Here is a 24356-nt window from a genome sequence, read left to right as displayed (position 1 = left end):
TGGTGTGATGATGTCCGGATGAAAATCGTTCCAATGCCAGCCTCTAGATCATCTCCAGCCCGCGCTTGCGCGTCGGCGGCGGGAAGGCGCGGTCGAGTTCGGCGAGGTCTTCGCCGGTGAGCCTGATGTCGAGCGCAGCGACATTCTGACGGACATGGTCCTGGCTGCTGGCCTTCGGGATGGCAATGACGCCGGGCTGCGCCATCACCCAGGCCAGCGCGATCTGCGCCGCCGTGGCGTTGTGGCGGGCGGCAACAGCATCAAGCCTGGAATTGCGCGCCAAGGCGCCCTGCTCCACCGGCGAATAGGCCATCAGCGGGATGCCGCGCTGGCGGCTCCATGTGGCAAGGTCGAATTCGGGGCCGCGCCGCGACAGATTGTAGAGGACCTGATTGGTCTGGACGTTGTCGCCCGAGCGCAGCCCGGTCAGCTCCTCCATCTCGTCGGTGTCGAAATTGCTGACGCCCCAGTGGCGGATCTTGCCGGCCTTCTTCAACGCCTCGAAAGCGTCGACCGTCTCAGCCAAGGGAACGCTGCCCGGCCAGTGCAGGAGATAGAGATCGATGCGGTCGGTGCGCAGCCGCTTCAGGCTGTTTTCGCAGGCCCGCGCCACGCCGGCGCGCGAGGCATTCGACGGCAGCACCTTGGAGACGATGAAGAGCTCGTCCCGGCGGCCGGCAATGGCCTCCGCCACCACCTCCTCGGCGCCGCCACTGGCATACATTTCGGCGGTGTCGATCAGCGTCATGCCAAGATCGAACCCAAGCTTCAGGGCGTTGACCTCACCAGCACGGCGACGGGCATCCTCGCCCATCTTCCAGGTACCCTGGCCTAGCACCTGGACGGCTTCGCCGGAAGGCAGCGTGGTGGTTCTTATCGTCGATGGCATGGGGGCTCCCGGGCTGGCGCGGTCGACGCGCATGGCATCATAAACGCAAGGGGAAATCCAGAATTGATCCTGGATTCTCGCTCCCGCTTGCTGCCGCCCTACTTCGCCGGATGAGCGGCGAGCCAGGCTTGCATCTGCTTGATCTCGGCTTCCTGCGCGGCGATCACGCCTTCCGCCAGCTTGCGGATTTCAGGATCCTTGCCGTTGGCGAGTTCCACCTTGGCCATGTCGATCGCGCCCTGATGATGCGGGATCATGCCGCGCACGAAATCGACATCGGCGTTGCCGGTATATTCCGAGGCCATCATGTCGGCATGCATCTTGTCCATCGCCGCCTTGTAGCCTTCGGTCGACGGGCCGGTCGCGTCCGTCGCCATCGCGCCCATGTCGTGTTTCATTTCTTCGGATTGCGCCGGAACGCTTTCGAGGAAAACCGCGAGCAGCATTCCCGCCGCCATCAGCAAAAGCACGATCTTTTTAGCCAAGGTCATCCATGATCTCCTGTTGATTGGACTTCGTATTTGGTGGCTTTGCTCAGAGTTTCAACGTCCTGAGCCGCAATGCGTTGGCGATGACCGAAACCGAAGACAGGCTCATCGCCGCGGCCGCCAACATCGGCGACAAAAGCGTGCCGGTGAGCGGATAGAGCACACCGGCGGCAACCGGCACGCCAAGCACATTGTAGAGGAAGGCGAAGAACAGATTCTGGCGGATGTTGCGGATCGTCGCCTGGGCCAGCGTTCGCGCCCGAACGATGCCGTTGAGATCGCCCTTGACCAGCGTGATCCCCGCGCTTTCGACGGCGACATCGGCGCCGGCGCCCATGGCGATGCCGACATCGGCGGCGGCCAAGGCCGGCGCATCGTTGACGCCATCGCCGGCCATGGCGACGCCGGCACCTTTGGCGCGCAGTTCCTCGGCAAGGGCAGCCTTTTGTTCCGGCAGCAGGCCAGCGCGCACTTCGTCGATGCCGAGGCTTTTGGCGATGGCGCGCGCCGTGCGCTCATTGTCACCGGTCGCCATGATGATCCGCAGGCCCCTGTCATGAAGCGCCCGGATCGCCTCGGCAGTCGTTGCCTTGACCGGATCGGCGACGGCGACGATGCCGGCCAACCTGCTGTCCACGGCAACGAACATCGCGGTCTTGCCTTCGGCCTGCAGAGCCTCGGCTTTGGCCGACAGCGAAGCCGTATCGATGCCGAGATCGGCCATCATGGCGGCGTTGCCGAGCGAGACCTTCCTGCTCGAGACCATGCCGGACACGCCCTTGCCGGTGACGGCTTCGAAGCCACTGGCCTTTTCGATTGTCAGGCCACGCTCACCGGCGCCGCCGACGATGGCCTCGGCAAGCGGGTGTTCCGAGCCCTTTTCCAAGCCGGCGGCGAGCGTCAGCAATTCATTCTCCGAGAGGCCTTCGGCAGCGACGACATCGGTCAAGCGAGGCTTGCCTTCGGTCAAGGTGCCGGTCTTGTCGACGATCAGCGTGTCGACCGAGGCAAAACGTTCGAGCGCGGCGGCTTCCTTGATCAGCACGCCGGCGTGCGCCCCGCGTCCGGTCGCGGTCATGATCGACATCGGCGTCGCCAGTCCGAGCGCGCAGGGACAGGCGATGATCAGCACCGAGACTGCCGAGACGATGGCGAAGATCAGGCTGGGCTCGGGGCCGAAGACCGCCCAGGCGGCAAAGGCGGCAAGCGCGACCAGGACGACGGCGGGCACGAAGTAGAAGGAGACACGGTCGGCCAGGCCCTGAATTGGGGCGCGCGAGCGCTGCGCCTTGGCGACCAGCTCGACGATGCGCGCCAGCGTGGTCTCGGCGCCGACCTTTTCGGCACGCATGATCAGCGAACCGTTCTTATTGAGCGTGCCGCCGGTCAAGGCATCGCCTTGCGTCTTTTCGACCGGCAGCGGCTCGCCCGAGATCATCGATTCGTCGATGGAAGAACGGCCTTCTGTTACGACGCCGTCGACCGGCACGGCATCGCCCGGACGGATGCGCAGCCGGTCGCCGGCCTTGACCGTATCGAGCGGCACGTCGGTCTCGGAGCCGTCGTCACCGATCAGCCGTGCCGTCTTCGGCGCCAGGTCGAGCAGGGCGCGGATGGCCGAGCCGGTCTTCTCACGTGCCCGCAATTCGAGTACCTGGCCGAGGAACACCAGCGCGACGATGACCGCCGCTGCCTCGAAATAGACCGGCACGCTGCCGCCATGGCCGCGGAACTGATGCGGAAAGATATCCGGAAACAGCGTGGCGACGAGGCTGTAGAGATAGGCAGCGCCAACACCTAGCGAAATCAGGGTCCACATGTTGGGGCTGCGGTTGACGACCGAGTCCCAGCCGCGATGGAAGAAGGGAAGCGCCGCCCACAGCACCACCGGACTCGCCAACGCCAGTTCCAGCCAGACCATCGTGCGCTCGTCGACAAAGGCCTGGACGGTCAGGCCGAACATCGGCGCCATTGCGACGATCAGCAGCGGCACGGACAGCACCGCACTGACCCAGAAGCGCCTGGTGAAGTCGATCAGTTCGGGGTTCGGGCCCTCATCGCCGGTGGGAACACCCATCGGTTCCAGCGCCATGCCGCAGATCGGGCACGAGCCGGGTTTGTCGCGGATGATCTCGGGATGCATCGGACAGGTGTATTGCGTGCCTTTCGGCATTGGCGACGGCGCCGGCCTGTCGCCGAGATATTTTTGCGGTTCGGCCTCGAACTTCGCCTGGCAGCCGGCCGAGCAGAAATAGAAACCCTGACCTTCGTGGCGGGAAAAATGCTTCGCAGTGGCGCGGTCGACGCTCATGCCGCAGACAGGGTCGGTGGCGGTCAGGTATTTTTCGAGCGCAGCGACGAATTTCGTACGGCACGCCTCGCTGCAGAAGTGAACGAGACGGCCGCCATGCTCGGCGGTCGGTTTGCCGGCGGCCGGATCGACGCGCATGCCGCAGACAGGATCGCGCACCACGGCCTCGGCGGCCGGCACAGCCGACTTTGCCGCACAGCAGCCGCCATCGGCCGTGTGCGCGTGGTGGTGATGCTCGGAATGCGCCATCGAATAAATGCCTTCATGCCTGTCTGAATGCGGAGGTAGTGCTTCCAGTAACTGGAAGGTCAAGGGGCGATTTCGACCTTCGATCATGGCCGCCATCGGGCGGCATGGAGGGAAAAATCGCTTTCGCGATTTCTTTCCCATGTTATGGACGCCACCACCCGCGTCCCACTGCATCGATCCCACCCGAATGAAATGCCTGGTTATCAATCTCGATCGGTCCCGCGACCGCCTCGCCCATGTGACGGCCGAGTTCGCCCGCATTGGCGTCGCCTTTGAACGGGTCACCGCCATCGACGCGCGCGATCGGCCGGCCGAAATGCCGCAGGGCAAGAAGCATTTGCGTATGGCCGACGGCGAGATCGCTTGCCTGCTCAGCCATAAGCAATGCTGGTCGATCATCGCGGCAGGCGATGACGACTATGGCGCCATCTTCGAGGACGACATCGTCTTCGCCGACAAGGCTGGCCAATTGCTTGCCCGTGCCGGCTGGATCCCCGCCGATGCCGACATCGTCAAATTGGAAACGTTCTTCAATCGAACCGTGATTTCACGCAAGCAGCTTGCCTGTGGCCACGGTTTTTCTGCGAGCAGGCTACACGCCGTCCATATCGGCGCGGCCGGGTACATCGTGTCGAGACAGGCTGCACGAGACCTCATCGAGGCGACGAATGAGATCACCATCCCCGTCGATCATCTCGTCTTCAATCCGCGTTTTGCGACCTCGTCCGGCGACGTCATTTATCAGCTTGTGCCGGCTTTGTGCCTGCAGGCTCAGTTCCTTGGCGGCGGACCGGTGCGATTGCCGAGCCTGCTCAGGCAGGAGCGCACAGAGGAAAGGGCGGCAAGCGGGATGGGCAAGAAACGCCACAAGCCGATTGCGGCCAAAGTTGGGATCGAGATAAGGCGACTCGCTAGGCAAATCATCGATCTCTTCCGGTTACGGCGGGAGAAAATCATCCCGTTCAGGTATCGCGGCCGACGCGTCCGTCCGCCCCATACCCAGCACCGTGAAAACGCGCTATAGACGCCGCGCAAAAGGCGAGACCAACCGGCATATATGGCAAGAATTTCCCTCAAGCTCGACGAGCTGATCGACAGCGAGGCGCTGCGCCGCGAGATGACGGCGCTGACCTCGGCCGGCAATGGCGCCGAGCCCGGCGCGCGCGTCGGCGCGCTGCGGTTGCTGAAGGGTCGGCTAACCGAGGGCCGCAAGGTCGCCGAACGCATGCTGATGGACGACGGCAGCGGCGCGGCCTGTGCTGCCCGGCTGTCGCATCTCATGGACGAGATCATCCGCGCCCTCTACGAGTTCGCTGCTACCCACGTCTACCGGGTGAAAAACCCGTCGACCGCCGAGCGCATGGCCGTCGTCGCCGTCGGCGGCTATGGCCGCGGCACGCTGGCGCCGGGGTCCGACATCGATTTGCTGTTCCTGCTGCCCTACAAGCAGACGCCGTGGGGCGAACAGATCGTCGAATACATGCTCTACATGCTGTGGGATCTTGGACTGAAGGTCGGCCACGCCACCCGCAACATCGACGAGTGCCTGAGGCTGTCGCGCAGCGACATCACCATCCGCACCTCGATCCTGGAGGCGCGGTTCCTGTGGGGTGAGCAAAAACTCTTCGACGAATTGCTGACCCGCTTCGACCACGAAGTGGTGCGCACCACCGGACCTGAATATGTGCAGGCCAAGCTCGCCGAGCGCGACGAACGCCATGCCAAGGCCGGCGAAAGTCGCTATCTCGTCGAGCCCAACGTCAAGGACGGAAAGGGCGGCCTGCGCGATTTGCAGACGCTGTTCTGGATCGCGAAGTACTTTTATCGCGTGCGTACCGGCGAGGAGTTGGTCGACAAGGCCGTTTTCACCGAGGCGGAATACAGGGAATTCCTCAAGGCCGAGGACTTTCTGTGGGCGGTGCGCTGCCACATGCATTTCCTCACCGGAAAGCCCGAGGAACGGCTGCATTTCGACATTCAGCGCGAAATCGCCGAGCGTCTCGGTTACACCACCCATCCCGGCCTGTCGGCGGTCGAGCGCTTCATGAAGCATTATTTTCTCGTCGCCAAGGATGTCGGCGACTTGACCCGCATCTTCTGCGCCGCGCTCGAGGAAGAGCAGGCCAAGCACGTGCCGGGCTTCAACCGCATTTTCCTCACCTTCCAGCGCCGCAAGCGCAAGCTGGCCGGCACGTCGGATTTCATCGTCGACAACCACCGCATCAACGTCGCCGACGACACAGTGTTCGAGCGCGACCCGGTCAACCTGCTCAGGCTGTTCTGGTTCGCCGACAAGCACGGGCTGGAATTCCACCCCGATGCGCTGAAGCTGCTCACCCGTTCGCTCGGTCTGGTCAACAAGTCGCTGCGGCGCGACGCGGAGGCCAACCGGCTGTTCCTCGACATCCTGACCTCGGACCGCAACGCCGAGCTCAATCTGCGGCGCATGAACGAGGCCGGCCTGCTCGGCAAGCTGATCCCCGACTTCGGCAAGATCGTCGCCATGATGCAGTTCTCAATGTACCACCACTATACGGTGGACGAGCATCTGATCCGCTGCATCGGCGTGCTGGCCGAGATCGAGCGCGGTGACGGCGAGAAGGTGCATCCCCTGTCGCACACGCTGATGCCGGGGCTGAAGAAGAGCCGCGAGGCACTCTATGTCGCGGTGCTCTTGCATGACATCGCCAAGGGCAGGCCGGAGGATCACTCCGAGGCCGGCGCAAGGATAGCGCGGCGCATCTGCCCGCATATGGGTCTGTCGGCCGCCGACACAGAGACCGTCGCCTGGCTGGTCGAGAACCATCTCGTCATGTCGATGACGGCGCAGACCCGAGACCTCAACGACCGCAAGACGATCGAGGATTTCGCCTCGATCGTGCAGTCGGTCGAGCGGCTGAAGCTGCTTCTGATCCTCACCGTCTGCGACATCAGGGGCGTCGGGCCGGGCGTGTGGAACGGCTGGAAGGGCCAGCTTCTGCGCACGCTCTACTACGAGACCGAGCTCTTGTTGACCGGCGGCTTCTCGGAAGTGTCTCGCGCCAAGCGGACGGCCGCCGCGCGCGAACGGCTGGCCGAAGCACTGACCGCCTGGCCGGACAAGGCGCGCAAGCGCTATGTCGGCCTGCACTACGAGAATTACCTCCTGACCGTCGATCTCGCCGATCAACTGCGCCATGCGGAATTCATTCGCGAGGCCGACGCTGCCGGAAAAAAACTCGCCACCGTGGTAAGGACCCACCAGTTCGAAGCGGTGACCGAGATCACCGTTTTGGCGCAGGACCACCCGCGCCTGCTCTCTGTCATTGCCGGAGCCTGTGCGGGGGCCGGCGGCAACATCGTCGACGCGCAGATCTTCACCACATCCGACGGCCGCGCGCTGGACATCATCCTGATATCGAGGGAGTTCGACCGCGACGAGGACGAGCGCCGCCGCGCCGAGCGCGTCGGCAGGCTGATCGAGGACGTGCTGTCGGGCAAGAGCTGGCTGCCGGAGATGATCGAGAAGCGCACCAGGCCGAAGCGCGGCGCCAAGGTGTTCAAGATTCCACCGCGCGCCGAAATCCGCAACACGCTGTCGAACCGCTTCTCGGTGATCGAGGTCGAAGGGCTGGACCGGCCGGGCCTGTTGTCGGAGATCACCGGCGCGCTGTCGGATCTGTCGCTCGACATCGCCTCGGCCCACATCACCACCTTCGGCGAAAAGGTCATCGACACGTTCTATGTCACCGACCTGACGGGACAGAAGATCGACAGCCCGGCGCGCACCGCCGCCATCCACACCAGGCTGATCGCCGCACTCGAGGGCATTGCCCCGGAGCGCGGCGGCAAGGCCAAGGCGGCGGCCGAGTGACCATCACTTTGTCCCAATCACCTGTTTTTTCCCAGGCACCCAGGCAATCTCCGCGCGCATGAGCCTCGTCAAGAAATTCGCCACGGTTGCGTCCGGCACGCTGATGAGCCGCGCGCTCGGCTTTGGCCGTGAGATGCTGATGGCGGCCGCGCTCGGCACCGGGCCGGTGGCCGACGCCTTCAACGCCGCCTTCCAGTTTCCAAACACGTTCCGCCGGCTGTTTGCCGAAGGCGCGTTCAACGCCGCCTTCGTGCCGCTGTTCGCCAAGGAGATCGAGACCCACGGCACCGACGGCGCCAAGCGCTTTTCGGAAGAAGTGTTCGGCGTCTTGTTCACCGCGCTGCTGGCGCTGACCATCGTCATGGAACTGGCGATGCCGCTGATCGTGCGCTATCTGGTGGCGCCGGGCTTTGCCGACACGCCGGGCAAGTTCGAGACGACCGTCCTGCTTGCGACGATCATGTTCCCGTATCTCATCTGCATGTCGCTCGCGGCCATGATGGCCGGCATGCTGAATTCGCTGCGCCGCTATTTCGCGGCTGCCGTCGCGCCCGCCTTCCTCAACATCATCCTGATCAGCGTGCTTGGCTACGCCTGGTACCACGGCATGGATGCGCATGATGTCGGCTTCAGCCTGTCCTGGGGCGTGCTGGCGGCGGGCATCGTGCAACTCGCCATCGTCTGGGTCGCGGTGCGCAATGCCGGCATCGTGCTCGGTTTTCGCCGGCCCAAGCTGACGCCCAACGTCAAACGGCTGCTGATCCTGGCGCTGCCGGCGGCGATCACCGGCGGCATCACCCAGATCAACCAGCTGATCGGCACGGCGATCGCGTCGGCGCAGGACAGCGCCGTGTCCTCGCTGGCTTACGCCGACCGCATCTACCAATTGCCGCTCGGCGTGGTTGGCGTCGCTGTCGCGATCGTGCTGTTGCCGGAACTGTCGCGGGCACTGAAATCAGGCAATCTGGTCGAGGCGGCCAATCTGCAGAACCGCTCGGTCGAGTTTACGCTGTTCATGACCTTGCCGGCAGCGGCGGCACTGTGGGTGATGTCCGAGCCGATCGTGCGGCTGGTCTATGAGCGCGGCGCCTTCGCCGCCAACGGCTCGACACCGACGGTTGCCGCGATCCTGGCGATCTTCGGCCTCGGCCTGCCGGCCTTCGTGCTGATCAAAGCCTTCACCCCCGGCTATTTCGCCCGCGAGGACACGCGCACGCCGATGATGTTCGCCGCCATTTCGGTCGGCGTGAATGTCGCGACCGCGCTCACGCTGTTTCCGAAGATGGGCGCGCCCGGCATTGCCGTGGCATCGGCCGTCGCCGGCTGGGTCAATGCGCTGATGCTGCTCGCCGTCTTGATCCGGCGGGGCCATTGGGGCCGCGACGTACCGCTGTTGAAGCGTATTCCCCGGCTGGTTCTGTCGGCGGTGGTGATGGGTGCCGCGCTCTATTTCGCCGAGCACTGGCTGGCCGTCAGGCTCGGCCCCGGCTCACCGCTGGTGATCAAGGCGACGACGGTTCTGGCGCTCGTCACCGGCGGGGCGCTGCTCTACTTCGTCACGGCGTTTGCTACCGGCGGCGCCGATTTCGGCATGATCCGGCGCAACGTCAAACGCGGGGCCGGCAAGGCGCCTCCCGTTAAGGAACCGTCTCCAGATCCGTAAGCCGGAATTCGTCTGCTGTGGACAGTATCGGAACGGCGTAATAGCGCGCGCAAGCGTAGTGGAAGCAGTCGGCCATATTCAGCCGGATAGCGTTGTTGCGGAACCGCGATGCGGCCTCGACGGCAAGAGCTGTTGCATTGGAGGCGGGTGGCAGCTCCCGCACTGCAATTGCTCGCTGTTCGAGAAAGCGGCCGACGATCTCCAAGCTTACCGTAACCGGGACTGCCAGCTTTTCCGATCGCGAAAGCGCCATTGCAGCCTCCCACACGGCGATTGCCGAAGTGAATGGAGCCGAGGCATCCACCACCGCCCGCGCACAGCGCTCGCCTTCGGCTTCTTGGCTCAGTATCGCGACGATAGCTGCTGCGTCGACGAACATCAGTCTTCGCCGGACAATTCGTCATAAACCGAGCGCGGCAGCGGTTTACGCGCCTGATCACTCAATTCGATCCCGAATTCAGCGCGGAGCCGAGCAGCTGTCTCCAGCGGTGTCTCGCGGTTACGGCGGCGTTCCAGGGCTTCACGCATAGCGATGACAATCGCCTCGGTAATGCCCACGCCCTCGACCTTGGCGAAAGCCCGCGTCAGGCTGTCTGCCTCCTTGTTGTTGATGTTAATCGTCATGGCGGCACCTACATTCATTTATGTAGCTGTTATTATGTAGCAGACTACAAGGATAAATCAACATGACGGTCAGCGCGGGCGATCTCCCGCCTCTTGATCCTCTCCCCGCCTTCGTCCATAAGCGCGCCGTCGAAAGACTTTCGCCGCGCGCGAAACGGCCCTCCACAAGCCACGAGGAAAAACATGACCGCCTTCAAACAGCTCGTCTTTTCCGGCGTCCAGCCGACCGGCAACCTGCATCTTGGCAACTATCTCGGCGCCATCAAGAAATTCGTCGCCCTGCAGGACACGTCCGACTGCATCTATTGCGTCGTCGACCTGCACTCGCTGACGGCACAGCTCGTCCATGACGACCTCGCCGACCAAACACGCTCGATCACCGCCGCCTTCCTCGCCTCCGGCATCGACCCGAAGAAGCACATCGTCTTCAACCAGTCGCGGGTGATGCAGCATGCCGAGCTTGCCTGGATCTTCAACTGCGTGGCGCGCATCGGCTGGATGAACAAGATGACGCAGTTCAAGGACAAGGCCGGCAAGGACCGCGAGAACGCTTCGCTCGGCCTGCTTGCCTATCCCTCGCTGATGGCGGCAGACATCCTGCTCTACCGCGCCACCCATGTGCCGGTGGGCGAGGACCAGAAGCAGCATCTGGAGCTGACCCGCGACATCGCGCAAAAATTCAACAACGACTTTTCGAGCCGTATCGCCAGCCTTGGCGTCGGCGTCGAGATGCAGGTCGGCGAAGAGACGGTGAACGGCTTTTTCCCGATCACCGAACCGGTGATCGGCGGCCCCGCGGCGCGCATCATGAGCCTGCGCGACGGCTCCAAGAAGATGTCGAAGTCGGACCCGTCCGACCTGTCGCGCATCAATCTGACCGACGATGCCGACACCATCTCGAAGAAGATCCGCAAGGCCAAGACCGACCCGGAGGCCTTGCCGAGCGAGGTCGACGGACTGGAAAGCCGCCCGGAAGCGGAAAACCTGGTCGGCATCTATGCCGGCCTGGCTGAAATCTCGAAGGCCGACGTGCTGAAGCGATATGGCGGCCAGCAGTTTTCCGTGTTCAAGCCGGCGCTGGCCGACCTCGCCGTGGAAAAACTGGCGCCGATCGCCGGCGAGATGCGCCGCATCGAAGGCGACCGCGCCTATGTCGACGCGGTGCTGAAGGATGGCGGGGAGCGCGCCGGCGTGCTGGCCGAGACCACCATGAAGACCGTGCGCGACGTTATCGGCCTGCTGCAGGGTTGAGCCTAGAGCCGGATGATTTCAGGTCGAATCGACCTGAAATCTGAATCCGGCTCTAAATCAAAGAGAAGAGCATGATGTCGTCCGAAAACCGCTTCACACTTTTCGGCATCATGCTCTAGCCGTCACTGTGCACTGCACCACACTGGCATAAGGCCGGTGGCTTGCCGCCGATCTGCCGCGGTGGCAGATTGCGGCCGAACCCATCGAGTAGATAGACATGGTCTCAAAACGCCTCAGTCGCGAAGCCGGCCATCGCAGGAAGTTCCTGACGATCATCGACGACACGCCGGAGTGCGAACGCGCCGTCGCCTACGCCTCGAAGCGGGCACAAAGCACCAGTGGTACGCTGGTGCTGCTCTACATCATCACACCGGACGATTTTCAGCATTGGCTGGGCGTCGAGAAGATCATGCGCGAGGAGGCCAACGCCACGGCGCGCGCGGCGCTCGACGGCTACGCCAACAAGGTGCGCCAGAAGCTCGGCATCGAGCCAGAAATGGTGGTGCGCGAAGGCAAGCCGACCGAAGAGATCCACAAGCTGATCGAGGAAGACCAGGACATCGCCATTTTGGTGCTGGCGGCAGGCGCCGGCAAGGAAGGTCCTGGACCGCTGGTCGGCGCCGTGGCCGGCAAGGGCGCGGCCTTCCCCATTCCGGTGACCGTGGTGCCGCAGAATTTGTCCGACGAGGAGATCGACAGCCTCGCCTGAAGCCCGCCCGGGATTCCTTCCCCAGCCAGAAAAAAACATTCCGCCAGCCAGCCGTTTGAGCGATGCGTTTCGCTTGAATGTCACGCCGATTGAGCCTATTTAGAACTATTCCAAACTAGCTGCCCGACTGGGGCACGGAGACGGCCATGTTCATCCAGACCGAATCGACGCCGAACCCGGCAACGCTGAAATTCCTGCCCGGCAAGGAAGTGCTTGTTGAAGGCACCGCCGATTTCCGCGACGCCGACAGTGCTGCCTCAGCCTCGCCGCTGGCCGGCCGGCTGTTCGAGATCCCCGGCGTCACCGGCGTGTTCTTCGGCTACGACTTCATCACCGTGACCAAGGACGGCCCCGACTGGCAGCATCTGAAGCCGGCCATCCTCGGCGCCATCATGGAGCATTTCATGTCGGGCGCGCCCGTCATGGTCAACGCCGGCCCTGCCGCCGAGACCAGCCAGACCGGCGAGTTCTACGACAAGGCCGACGAGGAACTGGTCATCACCATCAAGGAACTGCTCGACACCAGGGTGCGCCCGGCGGTTGCCCAGGATGGCGGCGACATCACCTTCCGCGGCTTCGAGAACGGCACCGTGTTCCTGCATATGAAGGGCGCCTGCGCCGGCTGCCCGTCCTCGACGGCGACGCTGAAGCACGGCATCCAGAACCTGCTCCGCCATTTCGTGCCGGAAGTGCAGCAGGTCGAGCAGGTCTCCTGAGAATTTTACTCCGCCGGCCGCCTACCGGCCCCGGCCAAAACGCAGACAACAAAAAACCGGGCCGAATTGCCCGGTTTTCTGTTTTTGGACGTCAGTTGTTGCCCAGACGGTCCGCGCACTAAAAGCATTTCAAGTCAGTCCATGATCTCGTTCGAAAGGCGGTTCCTGCCTTTCGGGATCGTGGTCCTTACATCACGATGACCTTGGCGCCGACCGATGTGCGGTCGTAGAGGTCGATGATGTCCTGGTTCATCAGCCGGATGCAGCCCGACGACATCGCCTTGCCGATCGAATTCCATTCCGGGCTGCCATGCAGGCGGTAGCCCATGTCGCCGCCCTTGTTGAACAGATACATGGCGCGCGCGCCGAGCGGGTTCTTCAGGCCCGGCTCCATGCCGCCCGCGAACTTGGCCAGTTCCGGCTGGCGCTGGATCATCTGCCGCGGCGGGGTCCATGTCGGCCATTCGCGCTTCAGCGCGATGTGGGCGGTGCCGTGCCATTCGAAACCTTCGCGGCCGACGCCGATGCCGTAGCGGATCGCCCGGCCGTCGCCTTCGACGAAGTAGAGAAACTTGTTCTGCGTATCGACGACGATGGTGCCCGGCTTTTCCGAGGTGTCGTAGTTCACCTCCTGCCGATGATACTTCAGCGGCACCTTCTCGATCGGAATGCGCGGCAGCTGATAGCCTGCATCGTTCACCGCGCCGTAGTTGTTGGAGAAGAGCCGTGAGCCGATCGTGCTGCAACCCGAGATCGCGGTCGACAATGCAAGTGCAGCGACGATTGCAAATGACTTCATGCGCATGAAATGGTCCGCTGCCCCGCCAGAATCGAGCGGCACGTTGCGGCCGCTTTTCCTGAAATCATTCTTGCTGGCATTTGCTTTGCTTGCCAAGGGCGCGATGCCTATATGCAAGAGCTTACCTGCCGGTAAGCCGTCAACTATGGCATTTCGGCAACAGGAGTCACGGGATTGTGAAGGAAAAACAATGGGCGGTCCTGTCGGATGGCCTAGATTCAGGGAACCACATCGAGGAACCGCTATGAATGTTGGCGATGCCGCGGCGCGGTCCGGCCTGCCGGCCAAAACCATCCGCTACTATGAAGAGATCGGCCTGATCGCGCCGGCGCGTGCCGGCAATGGCTATCGTGATTATTCCGGCGACGACATCCACCGGCTCTCCTTCCTACGCCGCGCCCGCAACCTCGGCTTTTCAATCGAAGATTGCCGCCAGTTGATGGCGCTCTACCGAGACCGCAGCCGCGCCAGCCACGACGTGCGCGAGATCGCCGCCGCCCATGTCAGCGCCATCGAGGAGAAGGTGCGCGAGCTGCAGTCGATGCGCACGACATTGCAGAAGCTGATCCACGCCTGCCATGGTGATGACCGGCCGGACTGCCCGATCCTTGACGATATTGCGGGATCGGCGCCGGCCGGGGACAGGCCGACGTCGGCTTGAAAGGCCGGGCCGGAATAGACTGGACGTTGGACGCGGACGAAAACTTCGAGGTCTAATATCTCGTTTGGCTAAAATGCGGAACGTCCAATGGACAAGAACGGAACCAAAGCGGTTACATCAGACCTTTGCGCTCACGGCGCAAGACTTTAGTCCTGCCGTTCTCTAACCAAGAACGCAAGTTGACTTGCACGACATAGGGCCGCTGCGGATCAGTACCAGACTGCACCCAGACCAGATATGGTGCGATCGCGGAAGGCGCTCGGATCAAGACGTCACCTAGGTTTGCGAACCGGACAATCGCCTGGTGAGGCGCTGATGCCGGGATCAAAATCCGAAAGCGACTGCCACCTTCATTTCCAGCAAAATTGCCCCGATCATGATCAGGAAAAACAGGCGGATAAGAAGTGACTGCTTGACCTTGTACCTTTGGGTTAAGAGCACGCATACGACAGTAGCGACGCCCGCTGCAGCGGTGAAAATTAGATCAACCGTGACACCTCGCGAAAACATAGTTCCCCTTCCCCAAGCAGGAACTGCAATCCTAACGCCAACGGCCCGCCTTGTGGAAGGCACGCCGGCTCAGAGCAGCAGGTGAATTGCCAGAAGCTCGATGATCAGCAAAACGGCGCACACCGCGCCCCCAAGGGTATGACCTCGCCAACACTGCGGACATTCTCATCGGTTCGGAATGCTTCCCCCAAAGCCCTTCAGGGGAGGCGCCGAAGCTCACCAACGAACAGATAAAAGAACTAGCTCGACGCCAGCGCTCCCAAAAGCCGTAGCCATTCCCTACGGCTGGGTAGCTCCAAAATGCTTAGTTGCGCAATTGCTAATATGTAAATACTTTAGGCAGTGCGGGAGGGACGATCCAATCATAACCCGCAGTGGCCGGTGCGGCCTGCACCCCAACGATAGCCCCAGGCCGCACCGGCTATTCCCCTACGGCGTGCCTTGCACCTTTGTGCCCATCGACCTTGGGCACTCAGTCTTGCTTGAGAGATTGCTAATGTGCGGTAAGATAAATTCAGAGCGGCGTTTCTTGGCTCGCTTGGCCGGTGCAGTTTGGCGTTGGGGAACTGCGCCGGCTATTGCCCTACGGCTTGGTAGCCCTCGCGAGCAACGGCGGCTGTCGCAACGATCAAAGCGAAACTAGGCACTGCATAAAAGAATGCCCGGGCGGCATCCCGGGCTAGCTGGAGGTCTTGGGAGTTGCGCCGATACACTATACCCCATCGGCACCGGCTAACTTGCATCACCATCGTGACGAGCGGATGAAGGCAACACTTGGCGGTTGTCGAGCGTCAGCCTGTAACCGTTCGGCAGGTTCTGTAGCACCGTCAGGGCCTCCGCAGCCGAGTAGAAGGTGACAATGGTCATCACATGGTCGCCGTCGATCCGCTGTAAGCGATAGATCGGTCTGTGCGGCCTGGCTTCCTCCACCAAACGTTCCCTCCAAATTGGGAACATTAGTAACCGTTCATGAAGCTTTGATGAGGCGTCAGCGATGAAAAACTGGCCTCCCTCAAATGGGTTTGTCAAACCGATAATCGTCTTCACATAACAGGTTCAAACCGTGAACAAAATCTGGCATGGTGGCTGCCATGCCGATCATTTCCCCGATTCCCCTCAATCCTCTGATCGACGGCCGCCAGTCGGAACGCGCCATGCTGGTGCGGCGTGGCGTGCAGCGGCTGTTGATGCAGATGGGCATGCATGTGCTGCCCGAACTGTCGCTCGCCACCGGGCGCCGCGCCGATCTCGTCGCCCTGACCCGGCAGGGCGACATCTGGATCATCGAGATCAAATCCTCGATCGAGGATTTTCGCGTCGACCGCAAATGGCCCGACTACCGGCTGCATTCCGATCGCTTCTTCTTCGCCACCCATCCCGGCGTGCCGGCGGAGATCTTCCCCGAGGAATGCGGCTTCATCCTTTCGGATGGCTACGGCGCCGAGATCCTGCGCGATGCGCCGGAGCACCGCATGGCAGCGGCAACGCGCAAGGCGCTGATGCTGCGGATTGCACGCGCCGGTGCCGCGCGACTGCTAGCGGCGGAGCTTGCGGGCGTGGCGATGCCTGCGCTGGAAGGGGAGAGCGAGTAGGCCTGGCGCAAATGTGCGCCGCGCCGCCGCTGTGTCGCCGCCTGTCGATTTCGCCCGATCAAGTTTTTGCGGGGGCGCTGCCGATAGCCGCGAAGATTTTTTATCCTGCACCGATGATTTCCACTCCCCTGCGCTGTCCTGATCAATAGGCGCTGGATGGTCCAGTGGCCGGAAAGCGAGGTGATCCATGCGATCGTTACTAGGTCAAAATGTCGTCGTCGTCGGAGGCAGCCGGGGTGTCGGCCGCTCAATCGTAGAGGCTGCACTCGGCGAGGGCGCGACAGTGCTTGCCGTTGCCCGTGGCGCGGCGGCCCTGAAAGAGCTCTCCTGGGAAAGACCAAACGTGAAGACGCTTGCGGTCGACGCGACGGTGGAGACCGCACCCGAAGCGGTTTTCGACGCACTTGCGCCGGATGTGCTGGTGATCTGCGCCGGCGCCCTTGCCCCCTCCGCGCCTTTGCAGGAACAAAGCTGGCAGGTCTTCTCCGCAAACTGGGAAATGGACGTCAAGGCATCGTTCCTGTTCTGCAAGGCCGCGCTCGACAATCCGCTCAAGCCGGGGAGCCGGGTTGTGCTGATCTCCAGTGGCGCAGCCTTGAGCGGCGGACCGCCGTTCGCCGGCGGGTATGCAGGCGCAAAACGCATGCAGATGTTCCTGGCCGGTCATTGCCAAAAGGAATCGGATCGGCTTGGGCTGGACCTTCGTTTTATGGCGCTCGCACCGGCTCGCATCATGCCAGGGACCGGCATAGGCGATGCCGGGCTCGATGGCTTTGCGGCCTATTTGGGCATCCAGCCTGCAGACGTCCTCGCGAGCATGACCGACCTGCAGACGCCGGCCGATGTCGGCCGCGCGGTGGTCGCGCTCGCCACCGGAAAATCGGAAGGCAGCTCCTTCACCGTCAGCGGCAGCGGACTTGCGGCAGCGGCCTGAGGCGCTCAGGATGCACGGCGATTTCAGCGCCACAGGCTGCCCATGACGGATGCTCCTGGCCCTGTTGAGCCACTGGGCCGACCGATCCTCGATCGGCCGGCCTTCGAGCGTCTGACCGCAGCCCACCGCCGCGAACTCAAGCTGCATTGCTACCGGATGATGGGTTCGCTGCACGAGGCGGACGACCTGGTCCAGGACACGTTCCTGCGGGCATGGCGCGCAAGGTCGCAATTCGACGGACGCGGCTCGGTTCGCGGCTGGCTCTACACGATCGCCACCAACAGCTGCCTCAACGCCATCAAGGCGAGGTCGACGGCGCATCGCATTCTCCAGCAACCCGAGCGTCCGCCCTCGCGCGGGCCGGCCACAGGCGGGCCGGCGCCAGACCTCACCTGGCTGGAGCCTTATCCTGACGCGGAGCTTCCGGACCTCGTTGACGGCGAGCCCGGCCCGGAAGCGCGCTATGAAACGCGCGAGGCTGTGCAACTGGCCTTCGTCGCCGCGATCCAGCTTCTGCCGCCCAGGCAGCGGGCCTCGCTTTTGCTGTGCGACGTGCTGGGGTGGTCGGCGCTCGAGACGGCACAATTGCTGGGCGGGTCGACCGCTTCGATCAACAGCGCCCTGCAGCGGGCCCGCGCAACGCTTGGCGAGCGATATCCTCAGGGGCGTCCGCTGCAGCGGTCGCGGCCCAATCGGCAAGAGGCCCAGTTGCTGGAGCGTTACATGCAGGCCTGGCAGGCCGCCAACCTCGACGGCCTGATCGAACTGTTGAGAGAGGACGCCACCTATCATATGCCGCCATGGCTGGAATGGTATCGGGGACGTGAGGCGATCCGCACTTTCCTCGATACCGTCTGGGGCAATTTTGCCGGCTATCGCACGGTGGCCACCCGGGCGAATGGCCAGCCGGCCGTCGGGGTCTACGCGAGCAGCCATCAGGACCTTGTATGGCGAGCCCACTCGCTGCATGTCATCGAGCCCGCCGACGACAAAATCGCGTCGCTGACAATCTACGTGCCGCCGCTCGGCCCCGAACTGCTTGCGGCCTTCGGCCTGCCGTCTGTCTGGCCTAATCCTCGTCAGTAGCGTCACCTGCCGCCGGCGCCATCAGCAGCACGGCGGCACCCAGCAATGCGGCGATCAGCGAGCCGGCGAGGATGCCGACCTTGACCGCGTCCTGCAGCGCCACGTCGCTGGCGAAGGCGAGCAGGCCGATGAACAGGCTCATGGTGAAGCCAATGCCGCAGAGCAGCGAGATGCCGATCATGTGCAGCCAGCCGGCGTTGACCGGCAGGTCGGCAAAGCCGAGCCGGATCGCCAGCGCCGAGGAGCCGAAGACGCCGACCAGCTTGCCGAGCACGAGGCCGGCGGCGACGCCGAGCGTCAGTGGTTCGACCAAAGCGGCAGCGCTGAGGCCGGCCAACGATACGCCGGCATTGGCAAAGCCGAAGATCGGGATGACGAAGAACGGCACAATTTTGTGCAGACCGTGTTCGAGCCGGTGCAGCGGCGAATGGTCGAGATCGCGGCCGCTGCCGGGAGACACTTTGAGCGGGATGGTCAGCGCCAGCGCGACGCCGGCCAGCGTCGCATGCACACCCGATTTCAGCACCAGCACCCACAGAATGGCGCCGAGCACGAGATAGGGCGTCAGCGTCGTCACACGCATGCGGTTGAGCACAATAAGCACCGCGATGACGGCGAAGGCGGCGGCGAGATAGGCCAGCGACAGCCCGCTTGTGTAGAAGATGGCGATGATGATGACGGCGCCGAGATCGTCGATGATGGCGAGCGCGGTGAGGAAGATTTTCAGCGACGCCGGCACGCGATTGCCGAGCAGCGACAGCACGCCGAGCGCAAAGGCGATGTCGGTGGCGGTCGGGATAGCCCAGCCGGAGAGCGCGGCGGCGTTGTTTCGGTTGATGGCGACATAGACCAGCGCGGGAACCAGCATGCCGCCGGCCGCGGCAATGCCGGGCAGCACGCGGCGCGGCCAGGTCGAGAGCTGGCCGTCGAGCATCTCGCGCTTGATCTCGAGGCCGACCAGCAGGAAGAACACCGCCATCAGCCCGTCATTGATCCAGTGCGAGAGGCTAAGCGGGCCGATATAGGCGTGGAGTGAGGCGAAATAGGTTTCGGCCAGCGGCGAGTTGGCAACGAGCAAGGCCAGGGCCGCCGCCGCCATCAGGATGATGCCACCCGCCGCCTCGCCGTCGAGGAATTCGCGAAGGATGGATTTCGGCCGCTCGTCTCGCATGTTTCCTCCGCCCTCTCAGAGACTGTTTCGAAATTCGCTCTGGCGAGTCATATGGTGGTGGTTTCGAGAACCGGAGCGCAGCGGACATTTGGGTCCGTGAGCACCGGCCTACGCCGGCCGTAGCCTTAACCACGGCGCAGAGCGATTTACGAATGCTTCGGCCGGCGAAGGCCGGAAGCGCAGAAAGCGCCATCAGATGGCCGCCGGAGTAGAATCACCAAACAGTCTCTAACGCGGCGCGCGCTTGGCCAGAATGCGCTGCAGCGTGCGGCGGTGCATGTTCAGCCGGCGCGCCGTCTCGGAGACGTTGCGGTCGCACATTTCGTAGACGCGCTGGATGTGTTCCCAGCGCACGCGATCGGCCGACATCGGGTTTTCGGGCGGGGCGGCGCGCTCGCCGGCGGTGCGGGTCAGCGCCGCAAAGACATCGTCGGCGTCGGCGGGCTTCGACAGATAGTCGATGGCGCCGAGCTTCACCGCCGTCACCGCGGTGGCGATGTTGCCATAGCCGGTGAGGATGACGGTGCGGGCATCATCGCGCTTCTCGCGAATGGCGGCGACGACGTCGAGACCGTTGCCGTCGCCGAGCCGCATGTCGACCACCGCATAGGCCGGCGGATGGGCGCGCGCCTTGCCGACCGCCTCCTCGACGCTCTCGGCCGTCTCGACCACGAAACCCCTGGTTTCCATGGCGCGGGCCAGCCGCGTCAGGAACGGCTTGTCGTCATCGACGATCAGCAGCGAGGTGTCCTCGCCTTCAACCATTGCACCAATTGCTTCTTCGCCGGTCATCGTCTCAAAAAATCCTGCTGCCTTAATTTTACGCAGATATAGTTCCTGAACGCCATTGTCCAATTTTGCCGGTCTGAGCCAATGCATGACCCCGAAAATCGCAGTCGATTTTCGGAAAGGATCATGCACCAAATCAAAATGTTTCAGGCGGTGTCGAACATCGAGGTCCCCACCGATTGCGGGTTGAGGAAGACGGTGCGCGGCCACGATATCTGCACGATAGCGCCCTCACCCAGCCCGCTCGAATTGCGGAAATCGAGCGTGGCGCCGGAGCGTTCCAGCAACGTCTTGGCGATGAACAGCCCGAGACCCAGGCCGCCGCCGGTTTCGTTGCCCTGGCGCGTCGACATATAGGGCTCGCCGATGCGGTCGATGATTTCCGGCGGAAAGCCCGGGCCGTCGTCGATGATCGAGAAGGTGACGTCGAGCTCGTCCCAGCTCCAGCTTATAGTGACGGCCTTGCGGGCGAAGTCGACGGCGTTCTCGACCAGATTGCCGAGACCGTAGATGACGCCGGGGTTGCGCCGCCCGACCGGCTCGGGGCCGATGCGTTCGCCTGGCCGCAGCTTGATCGAGATGCCGAAATCGCGGTGCGGCGCCGTCACCTCCTCGACCAGCGAGGTCAGCGGCAGCCGCGACAGATGCGCCTCGCCCTCGGAGGACAGGCTGGTCAGCCGTTTCAGGATCTCGCGGCAGCGCTCGCTCTGCGACCGCAGCAGCTTGACGTCCTCGCCGTATTTCGGGTCGTCGCCAAGCGCCTTTTCCATTTCCTTGGAGACAAGGGCGATGGTGGCGAGCGGTGTGCCGAGCTCGTGCGCGGCGGCAGCGGCGAGCCCATCCAGCGCCGACAGATGCTGCTCGCGCTGCAGCACCAGTTCGGTGGCGGCAAGCGCATTGGCGAGCAGGCGGGCTTCCTCGGCGACGCGGAAGGCATAGATGGCGGTGAAGGCAATCGAGGAGAACACCGCCATCCAGATGCCGGCGACATAGATGAACGGCATGGGCGGCGGCGCGCCCTCGTACCAGGGGAGCGGCAGGTGGAAGAACACCAGCAAGCTTGCCCCCACCGTCACCAGCCCGCCAAGAATGGCTGTGAGACGAAGCGGCAACGATGTCGCCGAGACGACCACAGGCACGGTCATCAGCAGCGAGAACGGATTGGTGAGGCCGCCGGTCATGTAGAGCAGGCCGGCAAGCTGCAGGCTGTCGAAGGTCAGGATGAAGAAAGCCGGGAACGGGGTTAGCCGGTGCGCTGCCGGATAGCGGAAGGTCAGCACCAGGTTCAGCCAGGCCGAACAGGCGATCAGCGCGAAGCAGAGGCTGACCGGCAGCGGGAATTTCAACCCATAGGCGACGAACAGCACGGTCAGGCTCTGGCCGACAATGGCCAGCCAGCGCAGCCGGATCAGCGTGTTGAGGCGCAGCCGCTGGCTTTGCTGGAAGTCGGGCGCGTGCAGGATGTTGATCATGGCCAAGGATTATAGCCGGGAAAGGACGAGCGCTAGGTCCCGCGCGGTTTTGCCCGCGCCGTAGCGGCTGCGAGCAGAGGATTTTCCGGCCAGACATGGCGGGGATAGCGCCCGCGCATGTCGGTGCGCACATCGGCCCAGGAACCGCGCCAGAAGCCGGGCAGGTCGCGCGTGGTCTGGATCGGCCGGTGCGCCGGCGACAGCAGCTCGAGCGTCAGCGGCACGGCGCCGTTGGCGATGGCGGGATGGCGGTCGAGGCCGAACAGCTCCTGCACGCGGATAGCCAGCACCGGCCATTCGCCATCATAGCGGATCGGGACATGGCTGCCGGACGGCGCGTCGAAATGGGTCGGCGCCAGCGTGCCGATCTTGCGCTGCAGATCATGCGGCACCAGCGCCGTCAGGCCTGACGACAGCGTGCCGGGATCGATCGCGGAGAAGGATGCCTTGCCGGACAGGAACGGCAGCAGCCAGTCGTCGAGGCGTTCGATGAGGGCGGCGTCCGAAACATCGGGCCAGGGCGCGCCCAGGCCGCGATGCAACCAGCCAAGGCGCTGCCGAAGCGTCTCCCCCTCCTTGCCCCACTCCAACAGCGACAGGCCGTGTTCGCGCAAGGCATCCAGGATGGCGCGGTCGGCATCGACGCCGGAAGGCGCCGGCAGCATGCGCTCGGACAGAGTGATGGCGCCGAGCCGGGCTGTCTCGCGCACGCGCACCGCGCGCCGCTCGCGGTCGAAGCTCGCCTCGCGGCGGGTCTCGATCCTGTCTGAGAGTGCGGCGCGGATATCGGCCTCGTCGACGGCGGCAGCCGCGGTGATGCGGGCGTTCTGCGCCTTGCCTTGCAAATCAGCGACGACCAGCCAGGTCTCGCCGGCCAGCGGATCGGCGGCGTCGAGCATGGCGCCGGAACCGTTGGCGAGCACAAAGCGGCCGCGCTCGCCGCGCGCCCTGGCGATGCGGTCCGGCCATGCGTGGATGAGGAGCGTGCCGGCACCGAGGGAGGTCGGCGTGCCCGGACCGACCCCACCCCGATCCGCTACGCGGATCGACCCTCCCCTCAAGGAGGAGGGTTTCGCGAGCCGCTCAGCCAATTGCCTTGCCGCGACGGCGCGCGGCGACTTGTCCGTGCGAAAGCGCATGAGCCTCCGTTCGAGGTCGGCGCCGTCACCGCCGAGGCCACGTTCGGTGAGCAGCATGGCCAGCGTCGCCGCTTCCATCGCATGGCCACTGCCGGCGGCTTCGGCGACCATGTGCGCCAGCCGCACCGGCAGCGCGAGCCTGCGCATCGCACCGCCTTGCTCCGTCAGCCGCCCGGCCGCATCGATGGCGTGCAGCGCGCCGAGCAGCGCCCTCGCTTCGTTGAGCGCAGGCGTAGGCGGCGGATCGAGGAAGGACAGGCTCGCCGGATCGGCGACGCCAAAAGCGGCGCAATCGAGCAGCAGGCCGGAGAGGTCGGCCTCAAGGATCTCGGGCGGTGTGAAGGCGGGAAGGGCCGCCGTCTGCTCGGCCCGCCACAGCCGAATGGCGACACCTGGCTGCGTGCGTCCGGCGCGGCCGGCGCGCTGATTGGCCGAGGCTCTGGAAACCCGCACCGTCTCCAGCCGCGTCAGTCCGCTGGCCGGTTCATAGCGCGGCAGCCGCGACAGGCCGGAATCGATGACGACGCGCACGCCGTCTATGGTGATCGAGGTCTCGGCGATCGACGTCGCCAGCACCACCTTGCGGCGGCGCGGCGGCGCCGGCTTGATGGCGGCATCCTGCGCCCTGTTGTCGAGCTGGCCATAGAGCGGCACGATGTCGGTGTCGGCGCCGAGGCGGTCCTGCAGCCGCTCGGCGGTGCGCTCGATTTCGCGCTGGCCAGGCAGGAAGGCGAGCACGCTGCCGCTCTCCTCGGCAAGGGCGGAGCGGATCGCCTTGGCCATGGCGTCTTCGACGGGAACGCCGGCCGGCCGTTCGTCGTAACGGATGTCGACGGGAAAGGCGCGGCCTTCGCTTTCGATCACCGGTGCGCCGGACAGGAGTTTCGCCACGCGCGCGCCGTCGAGCGTCGCCGACATCACCAGCAAGCGCAGATCCGGCCTGAGCGCGCCTTGCACGTCGAGCGCCAGCGCCAGGCCGAAATCGCCGTCGAGCGAACGCTCATGGAACTCGTCGAAGATCACCGCCGAGACGCCGGGCAGTTCCGGATCGTCGAGGACCATGCGCGCCAGCACGCCTTCTGTGACGACGAGAATTCTGGTCCGGGCCGAGGTGCGGTTCTCCATGCGCATGGCATAGCCGACGGTGGCGCCGGGCTCTTCGCCGAGCAATTCGGCCATGCGGCGGGCAGCGGCGCGGGCGGCGAGCCGGCGCGGTTCGAGCAGGACGATCTTGCCGGCGCCCAGCCACGGCGCATCGAGCAGCGCCAGCGGCACCAGCGTCGTCTTGCCGGCGCCGGGTGGCGCCACCAGCACGGCGCTGTTGCCAGCACTGAGCGCCTCGCTCAGCGCCGGCAGTACGGCGGACACCGGCAGCTCCGGCAAGGGTCTTGTCGTCATCGCGTCCGCATATCAGCGGTCACTATAACCGTGCAACCGCCGCTCGCTCACA

At 64.1% G+C, this 24356-nt stretch carries 21 protein-coding genes; 10 read left to right on the top strand and 11 right to left on the bottom strand.

What is annotated here, in order from left to right; all coding sequences use genetic code 11:
• Positions 1-43: 43 nt before the first annotated feature.
• The 3 genes from ACWGTI_RS14060 to ACWGTI_RS14050 all read right to left on the bottom strand — a co-directional run bounded on the left by ACWGTI_RS14060 (position 44) and on the right by ACWGTI_RS14050 (position 3937).
• Positions 44-889 carry an aldo/keto reductase gene (locus ACWGTI_RS14060; protein ID WP_454587661.1) on the bottom strand — a complete coding sequence of 282 codons (846 nt, stop codon included), beginning with the start codon at positions 887-889 and terminating at the stop codon, positions 44-46.
• 98 nt (positions 890-987) lie between these two features.
• Positions 988-1380: a CopM family metallochaperone gene (gene copM, locus ACWGTI_RS14055; RefSeq protein ID WP_454587660.1), complete on the bottom strand. Its 393-nt coding sequence runs from the start codon at positions 1378-1380 to the stop codon at positions 988-990.
• A 43-nt stretch (positions 1381-1423) separates the two neighbouring features.
• A complete protein-coding gene (locus ACWGTI_RS14050; protein WP_454587659.1) occupies positions 1424-3937 on the bottom strand; it encodes a heavy metal translocating P-type ATPase in 2514 nt (837 codons plus the stop codon).
• A 187-nt stretch (positions 3938-4124) separates the two neighbouring features.
• Between ACWGTI_RS14050 and ACWGTI_RS14045 the strand changes: the two genes are divergently transcribed.
• Genes ACWGTI_RS14045 through murJ form a run of 3 tightly spaced genes read left to right on the top strand, consistent with a single transcriptional unit; the run spans position 4125 to position 9453 of the window.
• Complete coding sequence (locus ACWGTI_RS14045) at positions 4125-4961, top strand: glycosyltransferase family 25 protein (protein ID WP_454587658.1); 837 nt, start codon at positions 4125-4127, stop codon at positions 4959-4961.
• A 33-nt stretch (positions 4962-4994) separates the two neighbouring features.
• Positions 4995-7790, top strand: coding sequence for a [protein-PII] uridylyltransferase (locus tag ACWGTI_RS14040; protein ID WP_454587657.1), 2796 nt, complete (start codon positions 4995-4997; stop codon positions 7788-7790).
• 58 nt (positions 7791-7848) lie between these two features.
• A complete protein-coding gene (gene murJ, locus ACWGTI_RS14035; protein ID WP_454587656.1) occupies positions 7849-9453 on the top strand; it encodes a murein biosynthesis integral membrane protein MurJ in 1605 nt (534 codons plus the stop codon).
• On the opposite strand, the gene ACWGTI_RS14030 is transcribed toward murJ, so the two are convergent.
• Both ACWGTI_RS14030 and ACWGTI_RS14025 read right to left on the bottom strand, forming a co-directional pair.
• On the bottom strand, positions 9428-9832 hold the full coding sequence (locus ACWGTI_RS14030) for a type II toxin-antitoxin system VapC family toxin (protein ID WP_454587655.1): 405 nt from the start codon (positions 9830-9832) through the stop codon (positions 9428-9430). The two genes, murJ and ACWGTI_RS14030, sit on opposite strands and share 26 nt — an antisense overlap.
• Positions 9832-10077, bottom strand: a complete 246-nt coding sequence (locus ACWGTI_RS14025; RefSeq protein WP_454587654.1) for a type II toxin-antitoxin system VapB family antitoxin — start codon at positions 10075-10077, stop codon at positions 9832-9834. The genes ACWGTI_RS14030 and ACWGTI_RS14025 overlap by 1 nt, the downstream gene beginning before the upstream one ends.
• Before the next feature lie 183 nt (positions 10078-10260).
• Between ACWGTI_RS14025 and trpS the strand changes: the two genes are divergently transcribed.
• The 3 genes from trpS (at position 10261) to ACWGTI_RS14010 (ending at position 12753) form a co-directional block, all read left to right on the top strand.
• The gene (gene trpS, locus ACWGTI_RS14020; protein ID WP_454587653.1) at positions 10261-11328 is read left to right on the top strand and encodes a tryptophan--tRNA ligase; all 1068 of its coding nucleotides are present in this window, start codon (positions 10261-10263) and stop codon (positions 11326-11328) included.
• Between the two features lie 217 nt (positions 11329-11545).
• Positions 11546-12037, top strand: a complete 492-nt coding sequence (locus tag ACWGTI_RS14015; protein ID WP_023672856.1) for a universal stress protein — start codon at positions 11546-11548, stop codon at positions 12035-12037.
• A 146-nt stretch (positions 12038-12183) separates the two neighbouring features.
• Positions 12184-12753, top strand: a complete 570-nt coding sequence (locus tag ACWGTI_RS14010; RefSeq protein WP_112560600.1) for a NifU family protein — start codon at positions 12184-12186, stop codon at positions 12751-12753.
• A gap of 187 nt (positions 12754-12940) precedes the next feature.
• Here the strand turns inward: ACWGTI_RS14010 and ACWGTI_RS14005 are convergent, their stop codons facing one another.
• Positions 12941-13558, bottom strand: coding sequence for a L,D-transpeptidase (locus ACWGTI_RS14005; RefSeq protein WP_112560709.1), 618 nt, complete (start codon positions 13556-13558; stop codon positions 12941-12943).
• 238 nt (positions 13559-13796) lie between these two features.
• Between ACWGTI_RS14005 and cueR the strand changes: the two genes are divergently transcribed.
• Entirely contained in the window at positions 13797-14213 is a 417-nt protein-coding gene (gene cueR, locus ACWGTI_RS14000) for a Cu(I)-responsive transcriptional regulator (RefSeq protein ID WP_454587652.1), read from the top strand.
• A 1242-nt stretch (positions 14214-15455) separates the two neighbouring features.
• On the opposite strand, the gene ACWGTI_RS13995 is transcribed toward cueR, so the two are convergent.
• Positions 15456-15770, bottom strand: a complete 315-nt coding sequence (locus ACWGTI_RS13995) for a hypothetical protein (protein ID WP_454587651.1) — start codon at positions 15768-15770, stop codon at positions 15456-15458.
• A gap of 44 nt (positions 15771-15814) precedes the next feature.
• Between ACWGTI_RS13995 and ACWGTI_RS13990 the strand changes: the two genes are divergently transcribed.
• From ACWGTI_RS13990 to ACWGTI_RS13980, 3 genes are all read left to right on the top strand, one after another.
• The gene (locus tag ACWGTI_RS13990) at positions 15815-16315 is read left to right on the top strand and encodes an MmcB family DNA repair protein (protein WP_454587650.1); all 501 of its coding nucleotides are present in this window, start codon (positions 15815-15817) and stop codon (positions 16313-16315) included.
• Between the two features lie 187 nt (positions 16316-16502).
• The gene (locus ACWGTI_RS13985) at positions 16503-17249 is read left to right on the top strand and encodes an SDR family NAD(P)-dependent oxidoreductase (protein ID WP_454587649.1); all 747 of its coding nucleotides are present in this window, start codon (positions 16503-16505) and stop codon (positions 17247-17249) included.
• Between the two features lie 42 nt (positions 17250-17291).
• The gene (locus ACWGTI_RS13980) at positions 17292-18335 is read left to right on the top strand and encodes an RNA polymerase subunit sigma-70 (protein ID WP_454587648.1); all 1044 of its coding nucleotides are present in this window, start codon (positions 17292-17294) and stop codon (positions 18333-18335) included.
• Here the strand turns inward: ACWGTI_RS13980 and nhaA are convergent.
• The 4 genes from nhaA to hrpB form a co-directional block, all read right to left on the bottom strand.
• The gene (gene nhaA, locus ACWGTI_RS13975; protein WP_454587647.1) at positions 18319-19506 is read right to left on the bottom strand and encodes a Na+/H+ antiporter NhaA; all 1188 of its coding nucleotides are present in this window, start codon (positions 19504-19506) and stop codon (positions 18319-18321) included. The two genes, ACWGTI_RS13980 and nhaA, sit on opposite strands and share 17 nt — an antisense overlap.
• Positions 19507-19734: 228 nt before the next feature.
• Entirely contained in the window at positions 19735-20298 is a 564-nt protein-coding gene (locus tag ACWGTI_RS13970; RefSeq protein ID WP_454575825.1) for an ActR/PrrA/RegA family redox response regulator transcription factor, read from the bottom strand.
• A gap of 143 nt (positions 20299-20441) precedes the next feature.
• Positions 20442-21767, bottom strand: coding sequence for an ActS/PrrB/RegB family redox-sensitive histidine kinase (locus tag ACWGTI_RS13965; protein ID WP_454587703.1), 1326 nt, complete (start codon positions 21765-21767; stop codon positions 20442-20444).
• Positions 21768-21799: 32 nt separating this feature from the next.
• Complete coding sequence (hrpB, locus tag ACWGTI_RS13960; RefSeq protein ID WP_454587646.1) at positions 21800-24304, bottom strand: ATP-dependent helicase HrpB; 2505 nt, start codon at positions 24302-24304, stop codon at positions 21800-21802.
• Positions 24305-24356: the final 52 nt, after the last annotated feature.

The organism is Mesorhizobium sp. ArgA1 (genome assembly GCF_053714375.1).
The sequence above is the reverse complement of the archived record's forward strand: the minus strand, read 5'-3'. Positions and strand labels throughout refer to the sequence as shown.

Coding starts and splice junctions, on each gene's coding strand:
- trpS (WP_454587653.1), top strand. CDS start 10,261: ATGACCGCCTTCAAACAGCTCGTCTTTTCCGGCGTCCAGCCGACCGGC.
- ACWGTI_RS14005 (WP_112560709.1), bottom strand. CDS start 13,558: ATGCGCATGAAGTCATTTGCAATCGTCGCTGCACTTGCATTGTCGACC.
- ACWGTI_RS14010 (WP_112560600.1), top strand. CDS start 12,184: ATGTTCATCCAGACCGAATCGACGCCGAACCCGGCAACGCTGAAATTC.
- nhaA (WP_454587647.1), bottom strand. CDS start 19,506: ATGCGAGACGAGCGGCCGAAATCCATCCTTCGCGAATTCCTCGACGGC.
- copM (WP_454587660.1), bottom strand. CDS start 1,380: ATGACCTTGGCTAAAAAGATCGTGCTTTTGCTGATGGCGGCGGGAATG.
- ACWGTI_RS14040 (WP_454587657.1), top strand. CDS start 4,995: ATGGCAAGAATTTCCCTCAAGCTCGACGAGCTGATCGACAGCGAGGCG.
- ACWGTI_RS14050 (WP_454587659.1), bottom strand. CDS start 3,937: ATGGCGCATTCCGAGCATCACCACCACGCGCACACGGCCGATGGCGGC.
- hrpB (WP_454587646.1), bottom strand. CDS start 24,304: ATGACGACAAGACCCTTGCCGGAGCTGCCGGTGTCCGCCGTACTGCCG.
- ACWGTI_RS13965 (WP_454587703.1), bottom strand. CDS start 21,767: ATGATCAACATCCTGCACGCGCCCGACTTCCAGCAAAGCCAGCGGCTG.
- ACWGTI_RS13985 (WP_454587649.1), top strand. CDS start 16,503: ATGCGATCGTTACTAGGTCAAAATGTCGTCGTCGTCGGAGGCAGCCGG.
- ACWGTI_RS14045 (WP_454587658.1), top strand. CDS start 4,125: ATGAAATGCCTGGTTATCAATCTCGATCGGTCCCGCGACCGCCTCGCC.
- ACWGTI_RS14030 (WP_454587655.1), bottom strand. CDS start 9,832: ATGTTCGTCGACGCAGCAGCTATCGTCGCGATACTGAGCCAAGAAGCC.
- ACWGTI_RS14015 (WP_023672856.1), top strand. CDS start 11,546: ATGGTCTCAAAACGCCTCAGTCGCGAAGCCGGCCATCGCAGGAAGTTC.
- ACWGTI_RS13980 (WP_454587648.1), top strand. CDS start 17,292: ATGACGGATGCTCCTGGCCCTGTTGAGCCACTGGGCCGACCGATCCTC.
- ACWGTI_RS13990 (WP_454587650.1), top strand. CDS start 15,815: ATGCCGATCATTTCCCCGATTCCCCTCAATCCTCTGATCGACGGCCGC.
- cueR (WP_454587652.1), top strand. CDS start 13,797: ATGAATGTTGGCGATGCCGCGGCGCGGTCCGGCCTGCCGGCCAAAACC.
- ACWGTI_RS14025 (WP_454587654.1), bottom strand. CDS start 10,077: ATGACGATTAACATCAACAACAAGGAGGCAGACAGCCTGACGCGGGCT.
- ACWGTI_RS14060 (WP_454587661.1), bottom strand. CDS start 889: ATGCCATCGACGATAAGAACCACCACGCTGCCTTCCGGCGAAGCCGTC.
- ACWGTI_RS13970 (WP_454575825.1), bottom strand. CDS start 20,298: ATGACCGGCGAAGAAGCAATTGGTGCAATGGTTGAAGGCGAGGACACC.
- murJ (WP_454587656.1), top strand. CDS start 7,849: ATGAGCCTCGTCAAGAAATTCGCCACGGTTGCGTCCGGCACGCTGATG.